Annotated in this window: 17 protein-coding genes; 11 read left to right on the top strand and 6 right to left on the bottom strand. The window is 59.9% G+C overall.

Annotated elements, in window-relative coordinates; genetic code table 11:
• Window positions 1–18: 18 nt before the first annotated feature.
• Window positions 19–369, top strand: a complete 351-nt coding sequence (locus ACXAGD_RS16875; RefSeq protein ID WP_475212054.1) for a DUF2794 domain-containing protein — start codon at window positions 19–21, stop codon at window positions 367–369.
• Here the strand turns inward: ACXAGD_RS16875 and ACXAGD_RS16870 are convergent.
• The 3 genes from ACXAGD_RS16870 to ACXAGD_RS16860 form a co-directional block, all read right to left on the bottom strand.
• Window positions 366–1103: a C40 family peptidase gene (locus ACXAGD_RS16870; protein ID WP_475212053.1), complete on the bottom strand. Its 738-nt coding sequence runs from the start codon at window positions 1101–1103 to the stop codon at window positions 366–368. The two genes, ACXAGD_RS16875 and ACXAGD_RS16870, sit on opposite strands and share 4 nt — an antisense overlap.
• Window positions 1100–2482: a leucyl aminopeptidase family protein gene (locus ACXAGD_RS16865; RefSeq protein WP_475212052.1), complete on the bottom strand. Its 1383-nt coding sequence runs from the start codon at window positions 2480–2482 to the stop codon at window positions 1100–1102. The genes ACXAGD_RS16870 and ACXAGD_RS16865 overlap by 4 nt, the downstream gene beginning before the upstream one ends.
• Window positions 2483–2545: 63 nt before the next feature.
• On the bottom strand, window positions 2546–2878 hold the full coding sequence (locus ACXAGD_RS16860) for a hypothetical protein (protein WP_475212624.1): 333 nt from the start codon (window positions 2876–2878) through the stop codon (window positions 2546–2548).
• Window positions 2879–3079: 201 nt separating this feature from the next.
• On the opposite strand from ACXAGD_RS16860, the gene ACXAGD_RS16855 reads away from it, so the two are divergent.
• The 9 genes from ACXAGD_RS16855 (at window position 3080) to ACXAGD_RS16815 (ending at window position 12874) form a co-directional block, all read left to right on the top strand.
• A complete protein-coding gene (locus tag ACXAGD_RS16855; protein WP_475212051.1) occupies window positions 3080–3730 on the top strand; it encodes a carbonic anhydrase in 651 nt (216 codons plus the stop codon).
• A gap of 105 nt (window positions 3731–3835) precedes the next feature.
• On the top strand, window positions 3836–4372 hold the full coding sequence (locus tag ACXAGD_RS16850; RefSeq protein ID WP_475212050.1) for an SRPBCC family protein: 537 nt from the start codon (window positions 3836–3838) through the stop codon (window positions 4370–4372).
• A gap of 131 nt (window positions 4373–4503) precedes the next feature.
• A complete protein-coding gene (locus tag ACXAGD_RS16845) occupies window positions 4504–5625 on the top strand; it encodes a LacI family DNA-binding transcriptional regulator (RefSeq protein ID WP_475212049.1) in 1122 nt (373 codons plus the stop codon).
• 32 nt (window positions 5626–5657) lie between these two features.
• Window positions 5658–7013 carry an ABC transporter substrate-binding protein gene (locus ACXAGD_RS16840; RefSeq protein ID WP_475212048.1) on the top strand — a complete coding sequence of 452 codons (1356 nt, stop codon included), beginning with the start codon at window positions 5658–5660 and terminating at the stop codon, window positions 7011–7013.
• 57 nt (window positions 7014–7070) lie between these two features.
• Window positions 7071–8303, top strand: a complete 1233-nt coding sequence (locus ACXAGD_RS16835) for a carbohydrate ABC transporter permease (RefSeq protein WP_475212047.1) — start codon at window positions 7071–7073, stop codon at window positions 8301–8303.
• Window positions 8303–9511 carry a carbohydrate ABC transporter permease gene (locus ACXAGD_RS16830; protein WP_475212046.1) on the top strand — a complete coding sequence of 403 codons (1209 nt, stop codon included), beginning with the start codon at window positions 8303–8305 and terminating at the stop codon, window positions 9509–9511. Before ACXAGD_RS16835 ends, ACXAGD_RS16830 begins: the two co-directional genes overlap by 1 nt.
• 5 nt (window positions 9512–9516) lie before the next feature.
• Window positions 9517–10764: an MGH1-like glycoside hydrolase domain-containing protein gene (locus ACXAGD_RS16825; RefSeq protein WP_475212045.1), complete on the top strand. Its 1248-nt coding sequence runs from the start codon at window positions 9517–9519 to the stop codon at window positions 10762–10764.
• Window positions 10764–11810: an ABC transporter ATP-binding protein gene (locus tag ACXAGD_RS16820; RefSeq protein WP_475212044.1), complete on the top strand. Its 1047-nt coding sequence runs from the start codon at window positions 10764–10766 to the stop codon at window positions 11808–11810. The genes ACXAGD_RS16825 and ACXAGD_RS16820 overlap by 1 nt, the downstream gene beginning before the upstream one ends.
• 158 nt (window positions 11811–11968) lie before the next feature.
• Entirely contained in the window at window positions 11969–12874 is a 906-nt protein-coding gene (locus tag ACXAGD_RS16815) for a YHYH protein (protein ID WP_475212043.1), read from the top strand.
• A 73-nt stretch (window positions 12875–12947) separates the two neighbouring features.
• On the opposite strand, the gene ACXAGD_RS16810 is transcribed toward ACXAGD_RS16815, so the two are convergent.
• The 3 genes from ACXAGD_RS16810 to ACXAGD_RS16800 form a co-directional block, all read right to left on the bottom strand.
• Window positions 12948–13970: an aspartate-semialdehyde dehydrogenase gene (locus tag ACXAGD_RS16810; protein ID WP_475212042.1), complete on the bottom strand. Its 1023-nt coding sequence runs from the start codon at window positions 13968–13970 to the stop codon at window positions 12948–12950.
• 111 nt (window positions 13971–14081) lie between these two features.
• Window positions 14082–15116 carry a glycosyltransferase family 4 protein gene (locus ACXAGD_RS16805; protein WP_475212041.1) on the bottom strand — a complete coding sequence of 345 codons (1035 nt, stop codon included), beginning with the start codon at window positions 15114–15116 and terminating at the stop codon, window positions 14082–14084.
• A gap of 23 nt (window positions 15117–15139) precedes the next feature.
• Window positions 15140–16312 (bottom strand): MFS transporter, encoded by a 1173-nt coding sequence (locus tag ACXAGD_RS16800; protein ID WP_475212040.1) that lies wholly within the window; start codon window positions 16310–16312, stop codon window positions 15140–15142.
• Between the two features lie 142 nt (window positions 16313–16454).
• Between ACXAGD_RS16800 and ACXAGD_RS16795 the strand changes: the two genes are divergently transcribed.
• Window positions 16455–17597 (top strand): DUF3095 domain-containing protein, encoded by a 1143-nt coding sequence (locus ACXAGD_RS16795; protein WP_475212039.1) that lies wholly within the window; start codon window positions 16455–16457, stop codon window positions 17595–17597.

The raw sequence follows: 17597 nt of genomic DNA, 5'->3' as shown, positions 1-17597 counted from the left end.
TCCGGCAAGGCTTAGGGTATGAACATGCAGCCTCCCAGCCGGTTTTCTGCTAACTCGGCACAGATGCCCGTCGCGTTCGACCGGCGCGAGATGTCCCATATCCTGTCCGTCTATGGCCGGATGGTCGCCGCCGGGGAAATGCGCGATTACGGTATTTCGAACCTTAAGGATATGGCAGTTTTTTCAATATTCCGACGCACGGCCGAGCATCCGATCTACCGGGTCGAGAAGCATCCTCGCCTGCGTCAAAAACAGGGCATGTATTCGGTGATCGGCATGGATGGCCGCATCCTGAAACGCGGCCACGACCTGCGCACCGTACTGCGGGTTCTGGAGCGTAAACTGATCCGCTCGGTCGACCTTGATTAAAGCCTTTTATGGGATGTTACGGGGCCGTCGCCCTGTTCCAATATGCGCGTGATGGCCTGATCCATCGGCTCGAAGGTTACGTCCATGTGATAGGCGTTGGCGTGCAGCAGCATGTTCTCACCATAGACCCAGGCGACATGGCCCTTCCAGAATAGCAGATCCCCGTGTTTCGGTTCCGTGCCTGCGGGCAAGGCCTGACCCAGTTGTCGTTCCTGATCACCGCTATCGCCAGGGCAGGGGATGCCGCAGGCCAACAGCCCGGCCTGCACCAGACCCGAGCAATCCAGTCCGAACCGGCTGTTCCCGCCCCACAGATAGGGCGTGCCCAGAAACAGCTCTGCTACGGCGACCGGATCGGTCAGATGGGTGGCGTTAAGCTTGGCGTGTACGGCGGGGATGAAGCCCAGTTCCGTTTCCAGAAACCTGTTCTGCTCAGACAGGACCTGAACCCTGCTACCGAAACTCAGCGAGACCCGGTCGGAGCTTTTCATATCCGGTTCCGCATAGGCATGGGTCGCAGGGGCGGTGATCCAGTGGGTACTGGCAACCGGCGCCCCCAACTGGTCCGAGTCGACCCAGCCGGAGTAACCATCCTTATCCGCGGTCACCCGGCTCCAACTGTCTTGGACTTCCGTCACGTTGACCGTATCACCGAACAAAAGCTGCCGGTCCCGCGGACCGTTGGGGTGGCGCAACAGGTTGACCACGGGGTTTATGATACGTTGTCGTGTCATAGGCCCAGCATCTCGGGCAAGGCTGTCAGCAGCGCGCGCGGGCCTTGGCCAAGGCCGCCTTTACTGCGGCCTGGTGCTTTGCTGGCTTGCCAGGAATAGATGTCGAAATGCATGTAACGGCTGTCGCCCACAAACCGGCGCAGGAACAGCGCGGCGGTGATTGATCCCGCAAACCCGCCCGAAGGAGCGTTGTCCAGATCGGCGATACCCGGTTCAATCATCGCCTCGTAGGGTTCGTGGAAGGGCATCCGCCAGACCGGATCGGCGGCCTGTTGACCGGCCCGCGCCAGCGCATCGGCGGCGCCGTCGTCGTCGGTGTAGAACGGTGCCAGATCACCGCCGACAGCTACCCGCGCCGCGCCGGTCAGCGTGGCCATCGAGATCACCATGTCCGGATTGCCCTCATCCGCCAGCGTCAACGCATCGGCCAGCACCAGCCGCCCTTCGGCATCAGTGTTGTTGATCTCGACCGTCAGACCCTTGCGTGAGGTCAGAATATCGCCAGGTCGGAAGGCGTTTCCGGCCACTGAATTCTCAACCGCCGGAATCAGCACCCGCAGTTGAATAGGCAGTTTCAGTGCCATGATCATGCGCGCCAGACCCAGCACGTTGGCGGACCCGCCCATGTCTTTCTTCATCAGCGCCATCGAGCTTCCGGGCTTCAGGTTCAGTCCTCCGGTATCGAAACACACGCCTTTGCCAACCAAAGTCAGCTTGGGGCCGGAGCTGCCCCAGTTCATCTCGATCAAGCGCGGTTCCTGCGCGGCGGCGCGGCCAACGGCGTGGATCATGGGAAAGTTCTGGTCGAGCAGAGCCTGCCCCTTGATCACGTCGCACGAAGCACTGAATTCTTGCGCCAATGACTCGGTCGCCGCTTGCAATTGCTCTGGTCCCATATCCGCGGTGGGCGTGTTTACCAGATCGCGGGTCAGGGCCTCGGCCTGTGCAAGAACCTCGGTCCGGACGGCGTCCAACCCTGCCGGGGCAACCAGTCGTGCCTTTGCCCCGGATTGCGCGGCATAGCGGTCAAACGCATAGCTGGTCAGCAACCAGCCCAGACACTCGGTGCCCTGCACATCTTCAGGCACGCCCGATGCGATGTGATAAGCGCCTTTGGGCAAGGCTTCGGCGGCGGCGGCCAGCGGAAACCGTTTGCGTGCACGGCCTGCGGCTGTGCCATACCCCGCAATAGCAAAGTCCGGAGTGTCATCGGAACCCGGGATCAGGGCGACCTGTCCAAGCGCGCCGGTAAAGCCGCTGGCCTGCACCCAGTTCGACACGTGATCAGGCTGACCCGTCAGCCAGTCATCCAGATCGGGTTGCGCTATGACGTGCAGCGGCAGCGAGGGCTCAGAGGGTGATGCAAAGGACAGGGTCATGGATATCTCGGCTGGTTCGATTTGCGCCCAGCCTAGCCGCCCACGGCCCGTCCGCAAGCCCCGTCAGACGGAAAGATCCTGCTGATCCCAGATCACGGTCAGCGATTTCTCTCCGACCCGGATCAGCCGTGACAGGGTGGCGCCGGTCGCCACCGCATCGCCCGTATCCACGGTCTGCGCCACATCGCCGGCAACACGGGCCAGTGCGACCATGCCGATCTGATCGGCAATTGCCACCAGTGACCGCGCGCATTTGCGCAGGCCCGCCCAGTCGCGCTGCCGCCAGAACCGTTCACAGTTTGAAAGGCGCACGGCCAGTTCCTCGACGGTGCGGCATAGTACATCCAGCGTGTTCTTGTCGCCCAACTGACGATACAGACCACTAAGTTGATCCATGTCCAGCCGGACGGTTTCCTTGTGTTCAAGCGTGAGTATCTTATCCACCACATTTACCCCAATTCTTTACGCCCCCACGGCATAGGCTGACTTTGATGGTGAATTCCTTTGCAAAACCTTGCATCCGCACAGGATAATTGCTCGAATTTTCCGCGAATTCAGGGTAGAGCAGCCCATAGGAACACGAAGATGGACAGAAGAATGGAATTAGCGAAACCTCTGCCGGGCTATCTGGTCAAACGGTACCATGGCTGGAAAGCCACCACCTATTCAGAAAATCAGGTCTGGTATCGCCGCCTGGCGACCGAGGGTCAGCGCCCGCGCGCGATGGTCATTTCGTGTTGCGACAGCCGCGTGCACGTGACCTCGATGTTCGGGGCGGATCAGGGCGATTTCTTCATCCACCGCAATATCGCCAATTTGGTGCCCCCATACGCGCCGGACGGCGATCACCACGGCACCAGTGCGGCGATCGAATATGCCGTCACCGCGCTGAAAGTGGCGCATCTGATCGTGCTGGGCCACTCGCAATGCGGTGGGGTTCAGGGCTGTATCGACATGTGCAAGGGCCAGGCTCCGCAACTGGAGGCCAAAGACAGCTTTGTCGGCCGTTGGATGGATATTCTGAAGCCAAAATACGAACTGGTTGCCGATATCGAAGACAGCGTCGATCAAGCGCGGCAGTTCGAACGGCAGGCCGTTGTCGCTTCGCTCGAGAACCTGATGACCTTCCCGTTCGTGTCCTCGGCGGTGCAAGACGGGTCGCTCAGCCTGCATGGGCTATGGACCGATATCGGTGAGGGCGGGCTGCAATGCTATGACCCGCAGGAAAAGAAATTCGTGGTCGTCTGACCCATTGGAAAATTCTGCTTTTTTGATTGGCGCGGGATCAGGTCTCTGATTCCGCGCGATTTTTTGCTATAGTCGCCTTATCCGGGTTTGCATCGGGGGCGTATCATGCGAGTCATTAAACGCATTCTTGTGGCACTGCTTGTGCTGATTTTACTGCTGATCGGGGTTTCCTACCTGTTGCCCGGACGGGCCGAAGTGTCACGCAGTATCACCATCGACGCCCCGCCCGCTGCCATCTTTCCCTATGTAAATTCGATGCAAGAGACCGAGAAATGGTCGCCTTGGTTGGAACGCGATCCAGAAACGCAGCTAACCTATAGCGGCCCTGAGTCCGGGGTGGGCAATACCTTGAACTGGAGCTCGGAAAATCCGCAAGTCGGGACCGGATCGCAGGAGATCGTCGAAAGCACCCCCGATCAGACGGTCAGAACGGCGCTGGATTTCGGATCGATGGGCACCGCCTTGGCGTCGTTTGATCTGGTGCCCGAGGGTGATCAGACGAAAGTAACATGGGGATTCGTCACCGATCTGGGCCTGAATCCGATGGCGCGTTGGATGGGGCTGATGATGGATGAATGGGTGGGCGGCGACTATGAACGGGGCCTGTCTAATCTGAAAGTGTTGGTCGAAACGCAGGGTTAGCGGATTCTGCCCCCTGGGTAAGTCGCACCATCAGAACGGAAAATCAGCAAAGGCGCTAAAAAATGACCAGTTTGCATCTTTTTTAACTTTTTCGTTGCCGAAACCGGTTTCGGAGCAAACAAATGGAAAAAATGACTACGAATCTCTCATATCAGTCGCTCGCATCGGCGAATCGCACCTCGGTTTCTGGCCGGGTGAAGCTAGACGAGTTGGCGGCGCATCTGGGCCTATCGAAAAGCACGGTGTCGCGTGCGTTGAACGGCTATTCTGATATTTCCGAGGTTACGCGGACCCGTGTCGAAACCGCCGCGCGCAAGCTGGGCTACCGCCCGTTGAGCCACGCTCAGGCAATACGAACCGGACAGGTGCGTGCCATTGCGATGGTGCTGAACAGCGAAGAGCCGGATCAGCACAACCCGTTCCTGCAGGACTTTCTGGCCGGGGCTTGTGAGGCCGCCAGTAGCCTTGATTGGACGATGACGATCTCCACGGCGACTTCGGAACGCGACACGCTGAAAGTGCTCAGCCGCCTGTTCGAGGAACGCAAGGCGGATGGCTTCATCCTGCCGCGAACGATGGTCAAGGATGCGCGCGTCGGGCTTTTGCGCAATCTCGAAGTGCCGCATATCCTTTATGGCCGGACCGGATATGGGCAGCCGAACACGTGGGAGGAAACTTCGTGGTTCGACATTGCGGGCGAAACCGCCATGCGCAAGGCTGTGCTGCGGCTGGCCGGGTTCGGACATACGCGCATCGGGTTTGTCGGCAGCGATCCCAAATTCAACTACAGCCACCTGCGCCGCGATGGGTACACCGATGGTCTGCATCAGGCGGGCTTGCCGCTTGATCCCAACCTGATCCGCGAAGGCGCTCGGACACGCGAAGACGGCGCCGCGCAGGCGATGGCGCTGATGCAGCTGGACCAGCCGCCCACCGCGATTGTCTTTGCCACCGATTTGGCTGCGTTGGGCTTTTGTGCGGCCGCGCAGGATCAGGGGTTTGAGATTGGTCGCGACGTGTCGGTCATCGGTTATGATGGCATTCCGGAATGCCGTTACGCACGCCCCGCGCTGACCACATTCGCAGTCGATTCCCGCATGGCCGGGCAACGGCTGGCAACCTTGCTGATCCGCCAGATCAGGGGCGAGGACCCCGCCAGCCTGCGCGAGCTGACCGAAGCGACTCTGATCGAAGGGGAGTCGGACGGGCCGCCGCATCTGACACCGGCGGAACTGGCGAAGAAACACACGTAATTCAACAAAGACTAACCGGGAGGAGACCACACATGAAACTGACACCCAAAGCCGCAAGGCTGATGCTTGGATCGTCACTGGCACTGGCGCTGACCGCACTGTCCGTGCAGGCCGACACGATCCGGTTCTGGACCACCGAAGAACAGCCCGAGCGTCTGGCCAAACAGCAGGAGATGGCCGATCAGTTCAAGGCCGAAAGCGGCACCACGGTTGAGGTGATCCCTGTCACCGAAAGCGATTTGGGCACGCGCGCCACAGCCGCCTTTGCTGCCGGTGACCTGCCGGACGTGGTCTATCACACGCTGCAATACGCGCTGCCTTGGGCCGAGGCCGGCATTCTGGACACCGAAGCTGCCACCGAGGTGATCGAGGAACTGGGCGCCGACACCTTTGCCCCCGGCGCGCTGGCCATGGCGGCGTTCAACGGTGAAACCGCCTCCGTACCGGTGGATGGCTGGACCCAAATGGTTGTCTATCGCAAAGACCTGTTCGATGAGGCTGGTCTGGAAGCGCCCAACAGCTTTGCCGACATTCAGGCCGCGCTTGAGGCCCTGCACAACCCGCCGGAGATGTACGGCTTTGTGTCGGCCACCAAGGTTGATGAGAACTTCATGAGCCAGGTGTTGGAGCATGTCTTCCTCGCCAATGGTGTCTCGCCGGTCGGCCCTGACGGGTTCCAGCCGCTGGATGAAGCCAAGACCACCGAGGTTCTGGATTTCTACAAGGCGATCTCCAAGGCGTCACCTCCGGGTGAGCTGTACTGGAAGCAATCGCGCGAGCTGTATTTTGATGGCAAAGCAGCGATGATCATCTGGTCGCCCTTCATTCTGGATGAGCTGGCTGGTCTGCGCGACAGCGCCCCACCAACCATCACCGATGACCCGACCTCGCGCGATCTGGCGGGCAAAACGGGTATAGTCACCAAACTGTCCGGCCCGTCGAACCCCGATGGTGCCGCATGGGGCGATGTTCGTTACTTTGGCATCACCAACGATGCGGATACCGACGCGGCGATGGAGTTCGTGAAATACGCCATGGATCAGGGATATACCCAGACGCTGGCTATCGCGCCCGAGGGTAAGTTCCCGGTACGTCGCGGCAATGCCGACAACCCAACCGCCTTTGCTGAAGCCTGGGCCGAGCTGCCTGTAGGCGTGGATCGCAAAGCTCCGCTGGGTGAGCTCTATGAACAGGCGATGATCGACGAGATCGTCGGCGGCCTGGACGTGGCCCAACGTTGGGGCGTGGCCGAAGGGCAGCTGTCGCTGGCCTCGAAGATGATCAACTCTCAGGCCATCAACCGGATCGTGCGTCAGTATATCGACGACGAGATTGACGCCGCCGCCGCCGTCGCGGCCATGAACGAAGAGCTGGCCAAGGTTCAGTAATCCACCAGCATCAGCAGCGGCGTCCGCGCCGCTGCGCACAACCCTTTGAGGTATCCCATGTCTTCGGCCACCCCACCGACCGGAACCGGGGCGCTTGCCAAACGCGAGGCGCGTTTGGCCTGGGCGCTGCTGGCTCCGACCGTGATCAGCGTGTCGCTTGTGGTGATCCTGCCCCTGCTGGCAATCATCTGGATCAGCTTCAAGCCCTTTACCCTCTCGGATCTGCGCCCCCCTGCGCCGGTTGTCCGCGAAAGCCTGCGCGGTTCAGGCGACGATCTGCGGATCGAATACCGTCTGCGTAACTCCAGCCAGGAGATCGCCATTGAGGGCGTGACCCTGAGTGACGTGCTGCCCGACGGTGTGACCGCCGGAGAGATTGCCGCTCCCTGTGTTCTGAGTGGGCAGGAATTGTTCTGCGACTTCGGCACGTTGGAGGGTGGTCAGCGAGAACGTATCCGCATTCCTGTGGCTATCGATGGTGACCCTGACGCGTTCGAGGACGTGGTCGAAGGATCGGAACCGCGCGTCACTGGCAGCGGGCCGAGCGTGTTGACCAATCTGGAATTCAGCCTCGAAAACTTTGCCCGTGTCTTTGACGGCTCGGAATTCTGGGGCGTTCTATGGGTGACCCTGTTCTATACCGTCTTCGGCACCATTGGCGCGTTGGTCATGGGCCTGTTTGCCGCGCTGCTGCTGAACAAGAGCTTCAAGGGGCAGGGGTTTATCCGCGGCCTCTACCTGTTTCCCTATGTTGCCCCGGTGATCGCCGTGGCGTTTACTTGGGTCACGTTGTTCGATCCGTTCTCGGGCTCGGCCAATGCCCTGTTGGTGCAGATGGGCCTCAGCAGTGAGCCGATTAACTTCTTCGGCGAACGCCCTTTGGCTCTGATCATGGTCACCGTGTTCGAAATTTGGCGCTATTTCCCGCTGTCCTTCTTATTCATCCTTGCGCGCATGCAGTCTATCGACTCGAGCATGTATGAGGCCGCGGATATGGACGGAGCCTCACCGTTCCAAAAGTTCTGGTTGCTGAGCATCCCGCAGCTGTTGGGTATCCTGTCGGTGCTGTTCCTGCTGCGCTTCATTTGGACGTTCAATAAGTTCGACGACATCTTCCTGCTGACCGGAGGCAATGCGGGCACTCGCACGCTGACCGTGAATGTGTACGAGCAGGCCTTTGCGGTCTCGAACATCGGGGCGGGCGCGGCGGTGGCCGTGGTGATCCTAATGTGTCTGATCGCCTTCAGCTTTGTCTTCTTCCGTTTCATCAGCCGAGAGGAGGGCCTGTGATGCGCAAAGGGTTTATTACCGGCCCCGCTCTGGGCGCGCTGTGGATGTTGGTGATCGCCACCACCATCGCGGTCACCATGTCTTTCGCAACGGGCGCGGCGTTTCGCCCACAGGTTCTGCTGAGCCTGATTTGGGGCGCGGTGGCCGGGCTGGTCTATGTCCGCTTTCCCGCGCGCCGTGCTCCGGCCCGTCTGGGCGTGGCCGCCCTGCTGGGCCTTTCCTGCCTGACGGGTTTTGGCCCGGTTCTGATTGGGTCGGACACCACGCTGCAAGCGGTTTTGATTACCGTGGTCGCGGTGGCCGTGGTGATGCATATCTCAATGGCCGCGATCCTCAACGAGCTGCCCTTTGCAGAGCTGACCCGTCACGAGTTCGAAGACGCGGTGATCCGGTTCTGCACCGGGTTCGGTTACATCTTCTTCACCGCCATCGTGGTTATCCCCTTCTATGTGATGGTGATGACCAGCCTGAAATCGCAGCAGGCACTGTTACAGAACCCGTTGGATTTCTCGGTCGACCTTGGCCAGGGCTGGGCACTGTTTCGCAGCTACACGGAACTGTTCCGCGACTTCAATTTCGGTACCTACCTGTGGACGTCCTTTTACGTGTCTTGCCTGACCGTGTTCATCACCCTGCTGTTCAGCGTGCCGGGTGCCTATGCGGTGGCGCGGTTCCGGTTTCAGGGGCAAAAGGCGTTCTCACGCTCGATCCTGCTGATCTACATGGTGCCGATGATCGTGCTGGCATTGCCGATCTATATCGCATTCTCACTGACTGGTCTGCGCAACTCGATCCTTGGTATCGTGATGATCTACCCGGTCACCACGATCCCGGTCGCGCTTTATATGCTGCAGGGCTATTTCCGCGGCCTGCCGACCGAGGTCGAAGAGGCCGGCCTGATGGATGGCCTGTCGCGTTTGGCAGTGATCTGGAAAATCACCCTGCCGCTTAGCCTGCCGGCGCTGGCCTCGGTGTCGCTATATGTCTTCATGATCGCCTGGAATGAATTCCTGCTGGCTTTCATGCTGCTGGACGACCCGTCGAAATTTACCCTGACCCGAGGTGTCACGATGCTGAACTCCTCGGAAATCCCCCGCCAACACTTGATGGCCGGGGCGGTGATAGCCACCGTTCCGATCATGGCCCTGTTCTTGGGGCTTGAACGTTTCATGACCAAGGGCCTGACGGCTGGCTCGGTCAAAGGATGACAGACATGAACTACTATACAACGCCGAGTGAATCGGCCCGCAACATCCTGATTGCCAATGATCGGGGCGGCTATACGATCCCGACCAGCGGTCTTTATCCCTATCAGTGGAACTGGGACAGCGCGGTTGCAGCGGTGGGCTTTGCCGAATTCGACATCGATCGCGCCTGGGTTGAGCTTGAGACGCTGTTCTCGGGCCAGTGGAACGATGGCATGGTGCCCCACATCCTGTTCCATAAGCCTGATCCGGGCTACTTCCCCGGGCCGGATGTCTGGGGCGGCACCGGGCCGATTGCCTCTTCGGGTGTGACCCAGCCGCCGCTTGCCGCCACCATGGCACGCCGGGTCTGGGACAAGGACCGCGCGGCGGGTGAGGCGCGCCTTCGCGCCCTGTTCCCGGCCATGCTGGCCTGGCACCGCTGGTTCATGGCGTGGCGTCTGGATGAACATGGCGCCGTCTGCACCACCCATCCTTGGGAGGCCGGACGTGACAATGCGCCGGACTGGGATGGCGCGATGGCGGGGATCGATGCCTCGGACGTGGGTGAATATCAGCGCCGCGACACCAGTCATGTGAACAGCGCCGACCGGCCTACGAAATACGACTATGACCGGTACATCAAACTGGTGCAGATCGGGCGTGAGGTCGGTTGGGATCAGCAGAAATTGCTGGCGCTCAACCCGTTCCGCGTGGCCGACCCGACCATGACCTTCACCACCCTGCGCGCCGCCCGCGATCTGCTGGCCATCAGCGAGGAACTGGGGATCGAAGCCGAAGGGCTCAGCGCCGATGTGGCCCGGCTTGAGGCGGGTGCAAAGTCGCTGTGGAACGAGGCGCTGGGCGCCTTTGACGCCCGCGATGCACATACGGGCGAATGGGCTGAAAGTGTCTCTAACGCAAGCTATCTTTGTTGGTATGCCGGCATACAGTCCCCGCAAATGCTGGACCGTGTGAAAACTGTTCTGACCACCGTCCCCCATCCGATCCCCAGCTATGATCCGAATATGCCCAAGTTTGATGAGCGCCGCTATTGGCGCGGGCCGACCTGGGCCTTCATGAACATGCTGGCAGGCTTTGGTCTTGCGGAAATGGGTCACGGCGTCGAGGCCGAAGCCCTGCGCCTGAAAACCGCGCGTCTGATCGCGGGCCACGGCTTTGCAGAATATTACGACCCGATCACCGGCAGCCCGGCCGGAGGCAATTCATTCACATGGACAGCCGCCGTTTGGCTGCATTGGGCAGGGAGGAACTGATGGGTAGCATCGAGCTCAAAGCCGTCGAGAAATGGTTCGGCGAAGTGCAGGTGATCAAAGGCATCGACCTGCAGATCGAAGAGGGTGAGTTTGTCGTCTTCGTAGGCCCCTCGGGCTGTGGTAAATCCACCCTGCTGCGGATGATCGGCGGGCTCGAGGATATCTCGCGCGGGTCGCTTCTGATCAACGGGAATGACGTCACTGACCACCCGCCCTCGAAACGCGGGCTGACGATGGTGTTCCAGTCCTATGCGCTGTATCCCCACTTGACCGTGGCCGAGAATATGGGGTTCTCGCTGAAGGTGGCGGGTGTGCCCAAGGCTGAGATCGCCGAACGCGTTGGCACCGCCGCCGAGGTGCTCAAGCTGGAACCGTATCTGGAACGCCGCCCCAAGGATCTGTCCGGCGGTCAGCGTCAGCGTGTGGCGATTGGGCGCTCGATTGTGCGCGATCCCACTGCGTTTTTGTTCGATGAACCTCTGTCCAACCTCGACGCCGCCCTGAGGGTCGAGATGCGATACGAGATCGCCAAGCTGCACCAGAGCCTGAACCGCACCATGATCTATGTGACCCACGACCAGGTCGAGGCGATGACACTGGCAGATCGCATCGTGGTGCTGGAGTTTGGAAAAATTGCGCAAGTTGGCACGCCCCGAGAACTGTACGAACGCCCTGCCAACCTGTTCGTAGCACAGTTCATCGGCAGCCCGAAAATGAACGTGCTGCCCTGTACTGTCGCCGGAGACCGGTTCCGGCTGGAGAATGGAGGCAGTGGTCCGTATGACCGTTCCGGCGCGGCCGCGATGCTGGGCATTCGCCCGGAACATATCAGCGTGGTCGAGCCCGGCGCAGGTCACAGCGACGGAATGGTCGAGGTGGTCGAATACCTCGGCGCCGATATGTTCGTCATCGTCGATTGCGGCACCGAGGAGAAAGTCACTGTCCGCTTGGGTGGCGATACCGAGATTAAGGCGGGCAGCAAAATCGGGCTGCATTTCGCCCCGGAAAAACTGCAGTTCTTCGACGCAGACGGGCAGGCACTGTAAATGGCGCGGGGCCAGACCCCGCGCAACTCATTCAGTTATGACGACTTTACGAGGTGCTTTGAGTTCAGCTTAAATCTGTTATCGTCCGATGTAAGTGACACGGTTTCGCAATCCACACGGAGACCAAAAGCGTGAACAGATTAAAAGCTTGTATTTCAATGATCATATTTGCTTCGCCCGTGCTTGCGCAACAAGGCGAAGGAACGAATATTAAGAACGCCATCCTGACAAATAGATCGGGCGATTGTGCCGACTACATCGGCAGTTATGTGGCCGATGTGGAAGATATTCAAAAAGGCAAATCGTATCAGGCTCTGGTCAAGATCGATGCGGACAAGGATACTTGCACGATCGCCTCAAATGGCACGCCCAATCACGACTTCAATGGCGCAACGGCCAGGTTTGCCAATGACTTCCAGCCGCTGCTAAGCGAATTCAGAGTTGCACGAAACCCAGAGAAAGCGGCGCAGCCCACACAATTGGGGCAACAGGCGTATAACGCCGTATTGCTTAACGGTACCCCTGTGGATTTGCTGTCCGCCGGATGTTACCGTCCCGATGGCCCTCGGGCGGATAGGAATGGCAACGTTCTTGCCGGATGCACCACCCGTGATCCATGGCTGATCGATCCACCCTCTTACGACAAGTATTTTGGCGTGGATTTGCATAATGCTCATACGCAACCGGACGGGCGATATCATTATCACGCAAACCCGAATGCTTTGTTCAATGACCGCCAGTTTAATGAACCGTCTCCGGTGATCGGGTTCGCAGCGGACGGGTTTCCAATTTTCGGCACGATATTCAAGGATGAAGAAGGCAACATCCGGGCTGCGGTCTCCGGCTATGAACTGAAGACTGAAGAACGGCCTGGGCCGCCCGCAGGGCCGGGCGGTATGCCTGACGGCACGTATATCGATGACTATGAATTCACGGGCAATGGCGATTTGGACGCGTGTAACGGCATGACCGTTGACGACCAATACGGGTACTATGTCACGACGACTTACCCTTGGATCATGAAGTGCTACATCGGAACCCCTGATCCATCCTTTCGAAAGTAAAATGATTTTGAGTTGCTAACAAAAAACCCCGCCGAGAGCTCGACGGGGTTTCCTGTTCTTAAGTTCTGAGGTCTCAGCCCTTTTTCAGAACCTCACGGCCCAGCAGCTCGGCGATCTGAACTGCGTTCAGGGCGGCACCCTTGCGCAGGTTGTCTGAGACGCACCACAGGTTGATGCCGTTCTCAACGGTCGAGTCCTGACGGATGCGGCTGATGAACGTTGCGAAATCACCGGCGCATTCGATCGGCGAGACGTAGCCACCAGCTTCGCGCTTGTCGATCACCATGATGCCCGGTGCCTCGCGCAGGATGTCGCGGGCCTCGTCTTCGTCCAGGAATTCTTCGAACTCGATGTTCACGGCCTCAGAGTGGCCAACGAACACCGGAACGCGAACGCAGGTTGCGGTGACCTTGATCGACGGATCGACGATCTTTTTGGTTTCCACAACCATCTTCCACTCTTCCTTGGTCGAGCCGTCTTCCATGAAGACGTCGATCTGCGGAATAACGTTGAATGCGATCTGTTTCTGGAACTTCTTCGGTTCAACCTCGGTGGTGGGGTTGTAGATGGCTTTGGTCTGATCCCAAAGCTCATCCATGCCCTCTTTGCCAGCACCCGAAACCGACTGATAGGTCGACACGACAACGCGCTTGATCTTGGCGCGGTCATGCAGCGGCTTCAGCGCGACAACCATCTGCGCGGTCGAGCAGTTGGGGTTGGCGATAATGTTCTTGTTCTTATAGTCGTGAATCGCTTGCGGGTTACATTCCGGCACGATCAGCGGAATGTCCGGGTCGTAGCGATAGAGCGACGAGTTATCGATTACCACACAGCCAGCCGCGGCCGCCTTGGGGGCGTAGACCTTGGTTGCGTCCGAGCCGATGGCGAACAGCGCCATGTCCCAGCCGGTGAAGTCGAAGGTATCGATGTCCTGGGTTGTCAGTGTCTTGTCGCCAAAGCTTACTTCGGTACCCAGCGAACGACGGCTTGCCAGAACGGCGAGTTCATCGACCGGGAACTGGCGTTCCGCCAGGATGTTCAGCATTTCGCGGCCCACGTTACCCGTGGCGCCGGCGACAACGACGCGATAGCCCATTTCATGTCTCCAAAGTTAAGGACGCGCGTTCATAGCCGCGTTGCAGCGAAGAAAAAAGGGTTTTCGGGGTATATTTGCCGCAATGACACCAATTTTACGCAGCTAGTGGTGTCAGGCGTCGTTCAGAAGCCTCTCGTATAGGGCCACAAGGGTCCTGGCCTCGCCATTGATGTCGAAATTCTGTTCGACATGGGCGCGCGCGGCGACGCCGGATCGCGTCAGGGAATCGCGGTCGGACAGCATTTCGGCAGCGGCGTTGGCCAAGGCGGGGATTTCACCGGGCCCCACTACCCGGCCCAACGAGGGGTCGGTGACGATCTCGGAAAACGCGCCCACATCGGTGGCGACGACCGGCACGCCGCAGGCCATTGCCTCAAGCGGAGTAAGCCCGAACCCTTCCCACCGTTGCGGGGCGATGAACAGATCCAGTACCTGATACCATTCGGCGATCTGGTCCACGGTCACTTCGGGCATGAACAGGATACGGTCGGACAGGCCCGCCTTAGCGACCTTGTCCTTGAGTTCGGCCAGAAAACCGGTGTGTTTCTCGGTCGCGCGGCCCATGACGATGCCGTGAACGTCGTCGAAGCGGCCGCACAGATCGATCATCGCATCAACGAAGGCGTCGGTGCCTTTCTGATGCCGGATGCGACCATAACACCCCAGCAACAGGCCTTCTGGCAGGCCCAGTCGCGCCCGAACAGCGGCCTTGTCCTTGGGGGGAGCGAAATCCTGAAGGTTGATGCCATGCATAATCACCTGCGCGTCCCGCTCCAGATACCCCGCGGTCTTGCGCGAGGTGGCGACCACGGCATCCATCTTGTCGATCAGCCATTTGGTATAGCCCGTATGGGCGCGTTGCGAGGCGCTGGTGAACAGCATTTTCAACCTCAGCCGCAGAACGTTGCGCAGGAACAAGCCCAACAGCATCTCGGTATTTCGGCGGGCGTGCCAGACGCGCAGGGTTTTGCGCGACAAAAAGGGTAGGCGGACCAGGGGAATATGCGGAATATCTTCGGGCAGGCCCGGTCCCGTCGCGGCGATATCGATCCATTGCACCTGCAGAGGTACCAGCCGGGCAATCGTCGCGGTCACGCCCGAAAGCCGGCGTTTGAGATTGGGGGCAATGACGCGCGGGTCGGACATGGACTCTCCTGACGGTTCCAGCGTCAGTCGACGCTGTCGCGGCTGAATAGATATATCACGCAGCCGATGGCAAGCGTGACTGCAAAAAAGCCGAATATCGCTGTGTAGGGTGCGGTTGGGCTGATGTCCACCGTGGCTGCATGGATGCGCCCCGTGACGAATTGCGCGATACCAACGCCACCAATGCCAAAGAGGTTCAGCAGGGTCATGCCGCGCCCCACCAGATGCGGTGCCACAAAGGCGCGGCCATGGGCCATGATGACAGGAAAGCTGGCACCCATGAAGCCGATCACCGCCATCAGCACCACCGACAGCCAAACCGCGTTGTCGATCCACAGGCACAGCAGCACCAGTGCCGCCGTGCCCAGCGCATTGCCACCGAAGATCACCCATTTCCGCGTGCCCAACATCCGGTCAAGCGGACCATAAGCGAACGTTCCGGCAATCATTGCCGCCCCCATGATCAGCGTCGCCGTGCCGATCTGTGTGGTGCTGAGGGCGAAAATGTCGCTCAGATACGGCCCGGCCCACAGCCCGCGTGTCGCGGCCGAGGGCGCATAAGCCACCAGCATCAGCGGCAGGATCGTCCACAAAGCAGGTTCTTTCAGAAGGTCCAGCACCGATCCCCGGTGCTCGGTTTCAACCCGTTTGGGATCGTGCACGGTGATCCAGATGCCCAGCGCAATGGCACCTGAAAACAACGCCAGCACCCACATCGTCGCACGCCATCCCATCAGCTCGACCGCCAGCGCTGTGGGGTAAGAAGCCGCCAGATTGCCCACCGATCCAACGCCCAGCATCACGGCGGCCAAAGTCGCAAACCTTGCGGGCGGATACTCTCGGGCAAAAATGTAGTAGGACGCCATCAGGACGGGCGAGCACCCGACCCCGATCAGCCCCATGGCGATGGCAATGTGAAACGGCGTGCTGGCGACGGCAAACAGCGCGGCACCACCTGCGCCGCCGACCAATAGCAATACCGCAGCCGTCAGGCGTGGCCCGATCTGATCAAGTGCCCAACCCACGGGCAGCTGCATCGCCGCAAAGACCAGAAACCAAAGCCCGGATGCAAAGGCCAGATCCTCGGGCGTGGCACCGATATCACGGCCCAGATCAACGCTCAGTACCGCCAGAAAGGCGCGAAAGAACTGGCTGAGCACATAGCCCAGGCACAAGACCACCAAACCTGCCTTCATGAACTGGCTCATCCTCCCCAAGTTGCGCGGAAATGCTTGGCACGTCCCGATGCGTCACACAAGCTCGTGTGCTATACTCTTTTCACCGGACAGCGTTCACAATCGGGCTATCTGTTCCAAAACCCATCACCCTGAGGTGCCGATGAAAGACGCACAGGCCGCCTTTTATGACAGCCTTCCCCGACAGCGGGACTTCACCAGCCTGGCGCAGCCAGCGCGGTTTACACCCGTGCCGGGAGACTGGGTGCTGGGCGTGGCCGACATCGTCGATTCCACCGGTGAGATCGCGCGGGGCCGCTATAAAACCGTCAATATGGTGGGTGCGGCGGTAATCTCGGCCATGATCAACGCGTTAAAAGGGCAGGAGTTTCCTTACGTCTTCGGTGGCGATGGCGCCGGGTTTGCGATCCCCGCAAGTGCTGTCGACACTGCCCGCACGGTGCTGGCCCAGCTGCGGCGCTGGGCGGACGAAGAATTCTCGATTGCGCTGCGCGGGGCACTGGTGCCGGTGTCCGAAATCCGTTCGGCCGGCAGGGATCTGCGGGTGGCACGCTATGCCCCTTCGGACGGGGTCGACTATGCCATGTTTTCTGGCGGCGGTCTGGTTTGGGCAGAAACACAGATGAAATCCGGTGCGTTCGAGGTTCCGCCTGCTGACCCGGGTGCGTTGCCCGATCTGACTGGCCTGTCCTGCCGCTGGTCCAACAGCAAGGCGCGCCACGGTCAGATCGTGTCTCTGGTGGTGCAGCCGACGCAAAAAGCAACCGAGAGCGACTTTTCCGATCTGGCGCGGTCGGTTCTGACGGCCTTGGAACGGTTAGAGCGCGCAGGTCACCCGGTGCCGGAGAACGGTCCCCCGATCAGCTGGCCGCCGCCGGATGTTGAACTGGATGCCCGCGTGTCCCGCGCTGGGGGGAACCTGCTTGGGCAAAGGATAAAGTTGCTGGGGCAGAACCTGCTGATCGCGCTGTTGTTCAAAACCGGCAAGCGAATGGGCGATTTCGATCCCGGACACTACAAACACATGGTCAGCCGCAACGCGGATTTCCGCAAATTCGATGACGGGCTGAAGATGACGCTGGATTGCGACCCGGCCACGCTGAAGCAAATCAAGATCATGCTGGAACAGGCGCGCGAACAGGGCAAGGTCCGATATGGGTTGCATGCGCAGGACGAGGCGATGATGACCTGCTTTGTGCCTTCGGCCATGCGGGACGACCATGTTCACTTCGTCGACGGCGCCTCGGGCGGATATGCGCAGGCCGCGGCCGCGATGCAGGCCTAG

It is taken from the genome of Ruegeria sp. ABF4_144 (assembly GCF_056160045.1).
This window is presented reverse-complemented; position numbering and strand designations above follow the sequence as displayed.

Excerpts from the sequence above, each read along its gene's own strand:
- ACXAGD_RS16850 (WP_475212050.1), top strand. The coding sequence starts at position 3,836 with ATGCGAGTCATTAAACGCATTCTTGTGGCACTGCTTGTGCTGATTTTA.
- ACXAGD_RS16815 (WP_475212043.1), top strand. The coding sequence starts at position 11,969 with ATGATCATATTTGCTTCGCCCGTGCTTGCGCAACAAGGCGAAGGAACG.
- ACXAGD_RS16805 (WP_475212041.1), bottom strand. The coding sequence starts at position 15,116 with ATGTCCGACCCGCGCGTCATTGCCCCCAATCTCAAACGCCGGCTTTCG.
- ACXAGD_RS16845 (WP_475212049.1), top strand. The coding sequence starts at position 4,504 with ATGACTACGAATCTCTCATATCAGTCGCTCGCATCGGCGAATCGCACC.
- ACXAGD_RS16870 (WP_475212053.1), bottom strand. The coding sequence starts at position 1,103 with ATGACACGACAACGTATCATAAACCCCGTGGTCAACCTGTTGCGCCAC.
- ACXAGD_RS16825 (WP_475212045.1), top strand. The coding sequence starts at position 9,517 with ATGAACTACTATACAACGCCGAGTGAATCGGCCCGCAACATCCTGATT.
- ACXAGD_RS16820 (WP_475212044.1), top strand. The coding sequence starts at position 10,764 with ATGGGTAGCATCGAGCTCAAAGCCGTCGAGAAATGGTTCGGCGAAGTG.
- ACXAGD_RS16795 (WP_475212039.1), top strand. The coding sequence starts at position 16,455 with ATGAAAGACGCACAGGCCGCCTTTTATGACAGCCTTCCCCGACAGCGG.
- ACXAGD_RS16840 (WP_475212048.1), top strand. The coding sequence starts at position 5,658 with ATGAAACTGACACCCAAAGCCGCAAGGCTGATGCTTGGATCGTCACTG.
- ACXAGD_RS16810 (WP_475212042.1), bottom strand. The coding sequence starts at position 13,970 with ATGGGCTATCGCGTCGTTGTCGCCGGCGCCACGGGTAACGTGGGCCGC.
- ACXAGD_RS16865 (WP_475212052.1), bottom strand. The coding sequence starts at position 2,482 with ATGACCCTGTCCTTTGCATCACCCTCTGAGCCCTCGCTGCCGCTGCAC.
- ACXAGD_RS16800 (WP_475212040.1), bottom strand. The coding sequence starts at position 16,312 with ATGAAGGCAGGTTTGGTGGTCTTGTGCCTGGGCTATGTGCTCAGCCAG.
- ACXAGD_RS16830 (WP_475212046.1), top strand. The coding sequence starts at position 8,303 with ATGCGCAAAGGGTTTATTACCGGCCCCGCTCTGGGCGCGCTGTGGATG.
- ACXAGD_RS16835 (WP_475212047.1), top strand. The coding sequence starts at position 7,071 with ATGTCTTCGGCCACCCCACCGACCGGAACCGGGGCGCTTGCCAAACGC.
- ACXAGD_RS16875 (WP_475212054.1), top strand. The coding sequence starts at position 19 with ATGAACATGCAGCCTCCCAGCCGGTTTTCTGCTAACTCGGCACAGATG.
- ACXAGD_RS16860 (WP_475212624.1), bottom strand. The coding sequence starts at position 2,878 with ATGGATCAACTTAGTGGTCTGTATCGTCAGTTGGGCGACAAGAACACG.
- ACXAGD_RS16855 (WP_475212051.1), top strand. The coding sequence starts at position 3,080 with ATGGAATTAGCGAAACCTCTGCCGGGCTATCTGGTCAAACGGTACCAT.